Raw genomic sequence first — 10,043 nt, 5'->3', positions numbered from 1 at the left:
AACGTCTCGATCCTCGGCCTGAGTTACGGCGCCTTCGCCCTCGGCTTCGGCATCTCCTTCGGGCAGGCGCTCACCGCCGGCGTCATCGGCATCGTCTTCTCCTTCCTGCTGTGCGGATTCATCGCCGTCGCCGGCAAACGCGGCTCCGCCCCGACGATGGTGCTCAGCCGCGCCGCGTACGGCGTGCGCGGCAACCGGCTGCCGGCGGTCGTCTCCTGGGTGCTCACCGTCGGCTGGGAGACCGTGCTGTGCGCGCTCGCCACCATGGCCACGGCGACCGTCTTCGGACGCCTCGGCTGGGGCGGCGGCACCGGGACCAAGGTCGTCGCCCTGGTCCTGGTCGGCGCGCTCACCGTCGTCGGCGGAGTGATGGGCTTCGACCTGATCATGCGTCTGCAGACGGTGATCACCGTCGTCACGGGCGCGCTCACGGTCGTGTACGTCGCCCTGGTCGCCGACCACGTCCACTGGAGCACCGTCAGCGCGCTCCCGGCGGGTTCCGCCCAGGAGTTCATCGGCGCGCTGGTGTTCATGATGACCGGCTTCGGCCTCGGCTGGGTCAACGCCGCCGCCGACTACTCCCGCTATCTGCCCCGGACCTCGTCGAGCCGGGGCGTGATCGGCTGGACCACCTTCGGCGGCTCCGTCGCGCCGCTGCTCCTGCTCGTCTTCGGGCTCCTGCTCGCCGGCTCCTCCACCAAGCTCAGCGCCGCCATCGCCCTGGACCCCATCGGCGCCCTGACGACGATCCTGCCCACCTGGTTCCTGGTGCCGTTCGCCCTGGTCGCCGTGTTGGGCCTGGTCGGCGGCGCCGTCCTCGACATCTACTCCTCCGGGCTGGCCCTGCTGTCGGCGGGCATCAGGATCCCGCGCCACGTGGCCGCGTTCGTCGACGGCGTCCTGATGATCGCCGGCTCGGTCTACATCGTGTTCTTCGCCGACGACTTCCTCGGCCAGTTCATGGGCTTCCTCACCACGCTCGGCGTCCCCATCGCCGCCTGGTGCGGCATCATGCTCGCCGACGTGGCCCTGCGCCGCCGCGACTACGACGAGGGCGACCTCTACCGCCCCGCCGGCCGCTACGGCGACCTCCCGCCGGCCCCGCTGCTGCTCACCCTCGCCGCGACCGCCCTCGGCTGGGGCCTGGTCACCAACTCCGCGGCCGACTGGCTGAGTTGGCAGGGCTACCTGCTCGACCCGTTCGGCCTCGGCGGCAAGTCCGGCGCCTGGGCCTACGCCAACCTCGGCGTTCTCGCCGCCCTCGCCCTCGGCTTCCTCGGCACCCTCCTGTGGGACCGCCCCCGCGTCCGCGCCCAGGAGGCGCAGGCCCCGAGTCCGACGGGCACGGGAGCCGCCGTATGACATCCGGGCCTGGGCCGGGCAGCGCCCGCGGCACCGCCGACGGCGAACCCGACGGGAGGGACGGCGGTCCCACGGCCGCCGGACTGCTGGCCGTCATCGACATGCAGCGCGTCTTCGCCGACCCCCGAAGCCCCTGGGCCGCCCCCCGCTTCGCCGAAGCCGCCGCGGGAGTACGACGCCTGCTGCCGGCCTTCGCAGGCCGCGTGACCTTCACCCGCTTCCTCGCCCCCGACCAGCCCGCCGGCGCCTGGCGCGCGTACTACGACCGCTGGCCCTTCGCCCTGCAGCCGCCGCACGCCCGGCTCTGGGAACTCGCCGACGCGTTCACGAACGAGGCGTCCCACGTCCTGGACGCGACGACGTTCGGCAAGTGGACGCCCGAACTCGCCGACCGCGTCGGCCCCGGCGGCCGCCTCGTCCTGACCGGCGTCAGCACCGACTGCTGCGTCCTGTCCACCGCGCTCGCCGCCGCCGACGCCGGCACCGAGGTCCTGGTGGCCGCCGACGCCTGCGCCGGAGCGGACGACGCCGCGCACGCCAGGGCGCTGACCCTCATGGACTCCTACGCGCCGCTGATCCGCGTGACCACCGTCGCCGGCATCCTCGGGGAGGCCGGGTGAGCGAAGTCCCCCTCAAACACCAGCGGATCACCCAGGTACTCGCCAAGGAGATCCGCACCGGCCGCCGCGCGGCCGGCGAACGACTGCCCGGCGAGCACGCCCTCGCCCAGCGCTTCGGCGTCAGCCGCACCACCGTCCGCGCCGCGCTCGCCGAACTCAACGCGGCCGGCCTGATCACCACCCGCACCGGCAAGGGCTCCTACGTCCGCTTCGACGCCCGGCCGCCACAGGACCGCCTCGGCTGGGCCCGCCCCCACGCCACGCACGACCTCGGCACCCGGCTGCGCACCCTCGCCGTGCACCGGGTCCGCGACGCCGAGCTCGCCGGCCGACTCGCCCTGGACAGCCCGGAGTTCGTCTGCGTGGAACGCGTGCGCGAACTGGCGGCCGACGACACCGTGGTGTCGTACGAACGCACCTGCCTGCCCCCGGTTCCCGGCCTCGACGCACTGCCCGCGCAGGGCCTCGCGCCCGAATCCCTCACCGACGTCATGCTGCGCGCGGGCCTGTGCCCCGACCACGGCGAACAGTGCCTCGGCGGGCGGCCGATCGACGCGCGGGAAGCGGGAGTGCTGCGCCGCGCACCGGGGGAGTGGTTCCTGCACACCCGGCGCACCAGCCGCGCCGCCGACGACACCTTCGTCGAACACACCGAGAGCCTCCTGGACCCGGGCCACTTCCACCTGACGCTGCGATTCAGCTGATTCCGGCCGGTACCCGCGCGGCCCTCACCGTGTTCAATCACCGTTGTCGCATCACGAAACGGACGTCCCCCACGTCAGGAGGCATCGTGATCGCCCCTCCCGAACCCGGCCTGACCGCACGCGAGATCGTCGATCGCGCCGTCGCGCTCAGGCCCGCGCTGCTCGAACGGCAGGCGGAGACAGAACGGTTGACCCACTACCCGAAGGACACCCACGACGACTTCTTACGGGCCGGCTTCTACCGGATCCTGCAACCGCGCCGGTACGGCGGCTACGAGTTCCCCCTGCCCGTGTTCCTGCGCGTGGTCACCGAGATCACCCGCGGCTGCCCCTCCACCGGCTGGGCGCTCTCGCTCACCGCCGCCCATGTGCTCCAGGTGGCCACCGTCTTCGAGGAGCGGGCCCAGGACGAGATCTTCGGCACCGACGGCGACTTCCGCGCCGCCTCCACCCTCGTGCCCGTCGGCGTCGCCCGGCCCGACGGCGAGGAACACGTCGTCCTCGACGGCACCTGGCCGTACTCCTCCGGCGCCCCCTACTCCACGCACTACGTCGCCCAGACCCTGCGCGCCCCCGCCACCCCCGGCGACCCGCCCGGACCGCCGGTGCTGTTCGTCGCCCCGCGGGCGGTGTGGACGGTGCTCGACGACTGGCACGGCGTGCTGGGCCTGCGCGGCAGCGGCTCCAACAGCATCCACATGGAACACGCCCGCATCCCCGCCCGTCTCACCTGCGAGACGACCCTGCTCGACCTGCCGGTGGAAGGCGGCAGCGTCGGCTCGAAGCTGCACGGCAACCCCATGTACGCCGGGCGGGCGCCCAGCTTCTTCCACGCCGAGCTCGCCGCCGTCATGGTCGGCATCGGCTACGCGGCGGCCGACGAGTACGCCCGGATCATCGCCGCCCGCCCCCTCGTCCTGGCGCCCGGCCGCACCCGCGCCGACCTGCACGACTACCAGCGCCACCTGGGCGAGGCGCTCGGCGCGATCGACACGGCCCACGCGGCGCTGCGGCAGACCGCCGAGGACTGGATGGAGGCCTGCCGGCGCAACGTGACGGGCGAGGCGCCGTTCACCGTGGCGGAGGACAACCGGCTCGCGCTGATGTTCCTGACCGCGCAGAACCTGGCCTGGGAGGCGTTCCAGGGCATCCTGTTCCGCACGGCCGGCTCCCGGCACGCCCGCGACGGCGAGCGGATGCAGCGCTACTTCCGGGACGCGGCCACCTACCGCACCCATGTCGGCCCCAGCATGGCCGAGCCGCTGGCCCGCCGGGTCGGCTGCGACCGGCTGGGCCTGCCCTCCGACCACATCCCCCTGGTCCCCTGAGGCGAACGGCCCGGCCCGGGGCGAATGGGCCGGGCCCGATCGGGTACGCGAGCAGGGCCGCAGCAGGGGCGATCTTGTCCCGGGCGGCCCCGTACTACCGCTGCTACCAGGGGAAACGCCATGGAGATGCCCGCCAACGACAACAATGCCACCCCGGCCCGGCAGGCGCTGGACGCGCTGGCGCTGAACACCGAGGACGCCACGGCGCTGGACACCCTCGCCGGCAGCGACGTCCTCGTGCCGGTGCCCGACGACGCGAGCCAGGAGGACGCGGCCGACCCGGCCGCGGTGGCGCTGCCCGTCCTGGAGCAGCCGGGCGGCGACCCGGTCGTGCCCGTGTTCACCTCCGAGCTGGAGATGGCCGAGCTGCTGCCGTTCGTCTCGCGCTACCGCCTGGTGCCGCTGGGCGCGCTCGCCTCGCAGTGGCCGGCCGACGATCTGTCGCTCACCATCGACGCCGGCTCCGACCACCCGCTGACGCTCACCTCCGAAGGCGTGCGCACGCTGCTGGCGCGGCCGTAGCGCAGGCGGGTGGGCCCGGCCACCAATACGACGGAGGGGGTGCAGCCGGGCCCCGGAGGTGCGGCTGTCTCCCGCTGCCGTACCTCGGGCTTTCGCACGCCAGAAGATGAGCGGCGCCGACCCCGCTCTTCCGACAAGGCCCGCGATCGCCGTGGAGAGAATACGACGGCTGGGGCCCCGCGTCGCTCCGCGATACGCGACGAGTGTCCGCAAAACGCGGCGGATTGTGGCGCGCACCCCGCGTGCACCCGCGCCCGGCCCGCGCCCACTCCGCCCGCCTCGCGCTCACCCCGCGCGCAGCGTCTGCGAGGGCGACTCGCCGAACCGTTCCCGGTAGCGCCGCGCGAACCGGCCCAGATGGGCGAACCCCCACTGATAGGCCACGGTCGCCACCGTCGTCGACCCCGGCAGTGCGGCCCGCAGCTGGCCGTGCACCCGCAGCAGGCGCACCTCGCTGACGTACGCCATCGGCGACATGCCGACGTGCCGGCGGAACGCCTCCTGCAGGCTGCGCACGCTGACCTGGGCGATGGCCGCCAGCCGGGCCGCGTCGTACGGCTCGGCGGGCTGCGCCTGCACGGCGTCCATCACCCGCTTGACCGCGCTCGGCCGCATCGGCGGGGGCGGCGCGTCGAGCGCGGTCCGGTAGGTGTGGTCGGCGGCGAGCAACACGCCGTCCAGCAGCGTCCGTTCGAGCCGGCCGGAGATGAGCGGCTGGCGCAGCAGCCCGTGCGGGACGTCCCGGTCCAGGAGACTCCACATCGCCAGGTAGGCCCAACTGCGGCCCGCGCCGCGGGTGACGTCGAAGGACGGCCGGAACCTCGGCGGCGTCGCGAGGGGGCGGCCCAGCAGGATCTCCAACTCGCGGTGCAGGGCGTACTTGTCGATCTTCACGGTGAGCGTGTGGCAGTCCGGTGACCAGGCGTCGATGCGGATGTCCTGGCCCGGGTCGAAGAACAGGGCCCGCTCCGGTGTCCCGAACTCCGCTGTCCCCCTGCCCTGTTGGACGCTGAAGCTGCCCCGCAGCGGTACGGCGACGTGGTAGACGCCGGGTTCGCCGAAGCTCATCCGCATCTCGGTGCCGAAACTGACGTCGCCGACCGTCAGCGCGCCGAACTCGACGACGCTGAGCCGGGTGGCGAAGTCCCCGGCGGCGCCGATCACTTCGATGCGCAGATCGTAGTAGTGGGCGGCGATCGCCTCGTGGGTCTCCTCCACGGAGCGCGTGGCGTACGTGCTGAACTCGGCGGCGCGGTCCTCCGGCACGGCCACGGCGGCGTGTCCCCTCTCCCGGTCGGTGTCCGCGTCCAGCATGGCATCCGAGGGGTGCCGAACCGCCCGTTCCCGGGGGAGGATCCAAGGGACCGAGGAGGTTTCCATGACCGGGCGCACCTACCTCAAACCGCCCTGGATGCAGCGCCACGTGGGCAACCGTCTGGCACCGCTGTTCGGACGGTCCGTGGTCTGCCGGCTCGCGGTGCGCGGGCGCACCAGCGGCAGGTGGCGCACCGTGCCCGTCGCCGTGCTGGAACACGAGGGCGAGCGCTACCTCGTCTCCTACCGCGGCCTCAGCGACTGGGCCCTCAACCTGCGCGCCTCGCCCGAGTGCCGGCTGACCGTGCGCGGCCGCACCGAGGACCTCGACGCCCAGGAGGTCCCGGCGCAGGAGCGCCCGCCCCTGCTGGCCGCCTACAAGGAGCAGTACGGGAACATGCCGACCGTCTCCGCCGTGCTGGCCGCGCTGCCCGACCCCGCCGACCACCCCGTCTTCCGCCTGCACGGCCGTGGCTGACGCGCCTTCCCGGACACGGGCCACAATGGCCGCATGAACTGGATCTCCGGCGTGGCCGGCGGGCTGCTGCTGGCGGCCATGCTCCTCAGCGTCCTGCGCACCCTGGTGGTGCCCCGTGGCCTGTACTCCACGCTGGTGTACCGCCTGTGGTGGACGCTGCGGCGGGTGCTGCGGCTCGCCGCGCCCCGGGGCGGGTACGACGCCATCGACCGCGCCCAGACCTGGCTCGCGCCGCTGATCCTGATCGGGATGCTCGCCACCTGGCTCGGCGGCGCCCTGCTGGGCTTCGGCCTGCTGCTGCACGCCGCGTCCGGGCTGGCCTGGGGCAACTCCTTCCGCGAGGCCGGCTCCAGCCTCTTCACCCTGGGTTTCGCCAGCGGCGACCGGCTGCGCCTGTCCGCGCTCGACTTCGTCGCGGCGGCCACCGGGCCCGTCCTCATCGCCCTGCAGATCGCCTACCTGCCCACGCTCTACGCCGCCTACAACCGCCGCGAACTGGAGGTGACGCTGCTCCAGGCACGCGCCGGCGAACCGGCCTGGGGCCCGGAGATCCTGGCCCGGCAGTGGCTGGTCGACACCGATTCCGCGCTGCCGGAGCTGTACCGGGCCTGGGAACGGCTGGCCTCCGACATCGGCGAGAGCCACTCCACGTACCCGGTCCTGATGGCCTTCCGCTCGCCGAGCCCCTACCGTCACTGGCTGGTCGGCCTGGTCGCCGTCATGGACGCGGCGGCGATGCAGCTCTCCCTGGCCCCGCGCAGCGCCCCGCCGGAGGCGCGGCTGGTGCTGCGGGCGGGGTTCACCGCGCTGCGCGACATCGCCCGTGCCCAGCGGCTGCCCTTCGACGCCGACCCCGACCCGGACGCCTCGATCCGGCTCGTCTACGAGGAGTTCGACGCCGCGGTCGCCATGCTGGAGGCGGCGGGCTTCCGTGCCGAGCGCACCACCGGGGAGGCGTGGCCGCACTTCAACGGCTGGCGGGTCAACTACGAGGCGATCGCGTACCAGTTGTGCCGGCGCTGCGACGCGGTACCGGCGCTGTGGACGGGTCCGCGCGACTTCACGGCCGTGCCCGTTGCGCCGCGCCGCCCGGTCGACCGGCGTCCCGGCGAGCGCCGTACATAGCCTTCACGCGCGGCGTGTGCCTGGCACGGCCTTCATGTGCGGCGAGCGCCGCACACAGCTTTCACGCGCGGCTGACGGCGGCCGTCGTCAGCGGGAACGTCACTCCGGTCAGCTCCTCCGACACCGTCCACAGCCGGCGAGCGGTCACCGGGTCGCTGGCCGCCGCCGAGCGGCCGACCAGCGCGGGGGCGCCCCGCATCTCGCTGAGACCGTCCGGGCCGACATAGCTCGCGCCGGGCAGGTCCTGGACCGCGGCGTACAGCGTGGGCAGGGCGCCGGCCCGGTTGTCCTGGGCCACGAAGCGGTTGCCGATGCGCAGCAGGAAGCCGCGCAGGACGCTGGCGTCGTGGCTCTGCAGGCTGGTCGCGGCCCAGCCCGGATGCGCGGCCAGGGCGCGCACCGAAGAGCCCGACTCGGCCAGCCTGCGCTGGAGTTCGAGGGTGAACAGCAGGTTGGCCAGCTTGGACTGGCTGTACGCCTTCATGGGGGCGTACTCGCCGCTCAGCGTGAGGTTGTCGAACCGGATGCGGGGGCTGCCCGGCATCCGGTGCGCGCCGGACGACACGGTCACCACACGGTCGGTGATGTGCGGCAGCAGCAGGTTCGTCAGGGCGAAGTGGCCCAGGTGGTTGGTACCGAAGTGGGTCTCGAACCCGTCCTTGGTGCGGCCCTCCGGGAGGTTCATGACGCCGGCGTTGTTGACGAGCAGGTCCAGGCCGCCTTGCCAGCCGGCGGCGAACGCGCGCACGGAGGCGAGGTCGGCCAGGTCGAGCCGGCGCACCTCCACGCTCCCGCGCACGGAGGCGGCGGCTGCCTCGCCGCGCTGGAGATCCCGTACGGCGAGCACCACGTGGGCGCCCGCACCGGCCAGGGCCTCGACGGTGGCGATGCCGAGCCCGCTGTTGGCGCCGGTGACGACGGCCGTGCGGCCGCTCAGGTCGGGGATGTCGGAAACGGTCCACTTGCTGGGTGCGGTAGTCATGCCCGCCAATGTAGGCGCCGCCAACAATGCTGTCAATGACAACAATGGTGACGGCGACAACAAAGAGGGCACCGTCAACAAAGCTGGCGATGTCAACAATGTAGGCGGCATATACATGACCGTTAGACTCGTCCCCATGCACACCCGACCTCGCAGCTACCACCACGGCGACCTGCGCGCCGCACTGCTGACCCGCGCCGAGGAGACGCTGCGGGAGAAGGGGCCGGCCGCGCTGTCACTGCGGGAACTCGCCCGCGACATCGGCGTCAGCCATGCCGCGCCCAGCCGCCACTTCAAGGACAAGCAGGCGCTGCTGGACGCGCTGGCGCTGACCGGTTTCGAGCGCTTGCAGCGGGCCGTCGAGGAGTCGCAGCGGGACGTCGGCGAGAGTTTCACGGAACGGCTCGACGCCCTGGTCCGCGCGTACGTCGGCTTCGCGTCGGCGAATGCCGCGCTGCTCGACCTGATGTACTCGATCAAGCACGACCCGCAGGCGTCCCAGGCGCTGGTGGAGGCCACCGAACGCTGGTCCGAGCTGCTTGTGCGGGTGCTGGTGGAGGGGCAGCGCCGGGGAGAGGTGCGGCAGGGCACGCCGGAGCAGGTGGGCATACCGGTGTTCGCGGCCCTGCACGGGTACGCCGAACTCGCGGTGACCGGTCATCTGCCGCCCGGAGCCGACGACAACGCCCTGGACGACGTGATCGCCTTCATCCTGCGGGGAAGCGCCCCGGACTGATCAGCCGAGCATCCGCTCCAGCACGGCGCGCTGGAGCGGCAGCACCTCGGCGTGCACGGCACGGCCCCTGGGGGTCAGGGCGACCCACACGCCGCGCCGGTCCTCGGCGCACACGGAGCGCTCCACCAGACCGTCCTTCTCCAGCCGGCCGATGAGCCGGGACAGGGCGCTCTGGCTGAGATGGACCCGGCCCACCAGGTTCTGCACCCGGCACTGGTCGCCGTCCTCGGGGGCCTCGGAGGCGAGGATGTCGAGCACCTCGAAGTCGCTCGCGCCCAGGCCGTGCGGGTGCAGAACCCGGTCGATCTCACACATGGTGCGGGCGTGCACGGACAGGATGTCCCGCCACCGCTCCTCCAGCCGGGCGTCGGCCGTCTTCACTGCCATACCCGCACGGTAACACCGAACCGGCCAGTCGTTGAGGACGCAACTAGTGCGGGCGCATGGACAGGGCGGGCGGATGGACCGTGCGGGTTGACGGGATGGCGCGGGCGGACGGACCGTGCCGGCCTCGTCAGGACGCCGGGTCCTGGAGCAGGCCGACGAGGTTGCCGTCCGTGTCCTTGACGAAGGCGATCTGCCGGCCGCCGCCGACGTCCTGGACGTCCTGCAGCACCTCGGCGCCCGCCTCGCGCAGCGCGGCCAGCCGGCCCTGGATGTCGGTGACGTGCCAGTACGGCACCGGCCCGGTCATGCCCTTGGCGTGTCCGTTCGGGTCGAGGCCCACGTCCTGGCCGGCGGCCTTGAAGCCGACGTAGTAGGGCTCGTCGGCGTAGGGCTCCACGTCGAGCAGGGCGCGGAACAGGGCCTTCGCCCGGTCGACGTCCTTGACGGGGTAGATGATCGTCTGGACTCCGGCGGTCATGGCGTAC

General features: G+C 73.0%; 12 protein-coding genes. 8 read left to right on the top strand and 4 right to left on the bottom strand.

Annotation, left to right across the window (positions count from 1 at the left end; translation table 11 throughout):
• From ACYF6T_RS29470 to ACYF6T_RS29450, 5 genes are all read left to right on the top strand, one after another.
• A partial coding sequence (locus ACYF6T_RS29470; protein ID WP_461700232.1) for a purine-cytosine permease family protein occupies positions 1-1,362 on the top strand: 1,362 nt, incomplete at its 5' end.
• The gene (locus ACYF6T_RS29465) at positions 1,359-1,982 is read left to right on the top strand and encodes a cysteine hydrolase family protein (protein ID WP_461700231.1); all 624 of its coding nucleotides are present in this window, start codon (positions 1,359-1,361) and stop codon (positions 1,980-1,982) included. The genes ACYF6T_RS29470 and ACYF6T_RS29465, both read left to right, overlap by 4 nt.
• Positions 1,979-2,686 (top strand): GntR family transcriptional regulator, encoded by a 708-nt coding sequence (locus ACYF6T_RS29460; protein ID WP_461700230.1) that lies wholly within the window; start codon positions 1,979-1,981, stop codon positions 2,684-2,686. Before ACYF6T_RS29465 ends, ACYF6T_RS29460 begins: the two co-directional genes overlap by 4 nt.
• A gap of 86 nt (positions 2,687-2,772) precedes the next feature.
• Positions 2,773-4,014: an acyl-CoA dehydrogenase family protein gene (locus ACYF6T_RS29455; RefSeq protein WP_461700229.1), complete on the top strand. Its 1,242-nt coding sequence runs from the start codon at positions 2,773-2,775 to the stop codon at positions 4,012-4,014.
• 120 nt (positions 4,015-4,134) lie between these two features.
• On the top strand, positions 4,135-4,536 hold the full coding sequence (locus ACYF6T_RS29450; RefSeq protein ID WP_461700228.1) for an SseB family protein: 402 nt from the start codon (positions 4,135-4,137) through the stop codon (positions 4,534-4,536).
• A 285-nt stretch (positions 4,537-4,821) separates the two neighbouring features.
• Here ACYF6T_RS29450 and ACYF6T_RS29445 read toward each other — a convergent pair whose 3' ends face one another.
• On the bottom strand, positions 4,822-5,850 hold the full coding sequence (locus ACYF6T_RS29445; protein ID WP_461700227.1) for an AraC family transcriptional regulator: 1,029 nt from the start codon (positions 5,848-5,850) through the stop codon (positions 4,822-4,824).
• 64 nt (positions 5,851-5,914) lie between these two features.
• On the opposite strand from ACYF6T_RS29445, the gene ACYF6T_RS29440 reads away from it, so the two are divergent.
• The gene (locus tag ACYF6T_RS29440) at positions 5,915-6,328 is read left to right on the top strand and encodes a nitroreductase family deazaflavin-dependent oxidoreductase (protein WP_461700226.1); all 414 of its coding nucleotides are present in this window, start codon (positions 5,915-5,917) and stop codon (positions 6,326-6,328) included.
• 33 nt (positions 6,329-6,361) lie between these two features.
• Positions 6,362-7,453, top strand: a complete 1,092-nt coding sequence (locus ACYF6T_RS29435) for a hypothetical protein (RefSeq protein WP_461700225.1) — start codon at positions 6,362-6,364, stop codon at positions 7,451-7,453.
• 61 nt (positions 7,454-7,514) lie between these two features.
• Here ACYF6T_RS29435 and ACYF6T_RS29430 read toward each other — a convergent pair whose 3' ends face one another.
• The gene (locus ACYF6T_RS29430; protein WP_461700224.1) at positions 7,515-8,435 is read right to left on the bottom strand and encodes an oxidoreductase; all 921 of its coding nucleotides are present in this window, start codon (positions 8,433-8,435) and stop codon (positions 7,515-7,517) included.
• A 136-nt stretch (positions 8,436-8,571) separates the two neighbouring features.
• Here ACYF6T_RS29430 and ACYF6T_RS29425 point away from each other — a divergent pair, with 136 nt between their 5' ends.
• Positions 8,572-9,171, top strand: a complete 600-nt coding sequence (locus tag ACYF6T_RS29425; protein WP_461700223.1) for a TetR/AcrR family transcriptional regulator — start codon at positions 8,572-8,574, stop codon at positions 9,169-9,171.
• On the opposite strand, the gene ACYF6T_RS29420 is transcribed toward ACYF6T_RS29425, so the two are convergent.
• Together ACYF6T_RS29420 and ACYF6T_RS29415 are read right to left on the bottom strand one after the other, a co-directional pair.
• Positions 9,172-9,558: a MarR family winged helix-turn-helix transcriptional regulator gene (locus tag ACYF6T_RS29420; protein ID WP_461700221.1), complete on the bottom strand. Its 387-nt coding sequence runs from the start codon at positions 9,556-9,558 to the stop codon at positions 9,172-9,174.
• 127 nt (positions 9,559-9,685) lie between these two features.
• A complete protein-coding gene (locus tag ACYF6T_RS29415; protein ID WP_461700220.1) occupies positions 9,686-10,036 on the bottom strand; it encodes a VOC family protein in 351 nt (116 codons plus the stop codon).
• Between the last annotated feature and the right edge of the window lie 7 nt (positions 10,037-10,043).

Source organism: Streptomyces sp. 7R007, from assembly GCF_054850255.1.
This window is presented reverse-complemented; position numbering and strand designations above follow the sequence as displayed.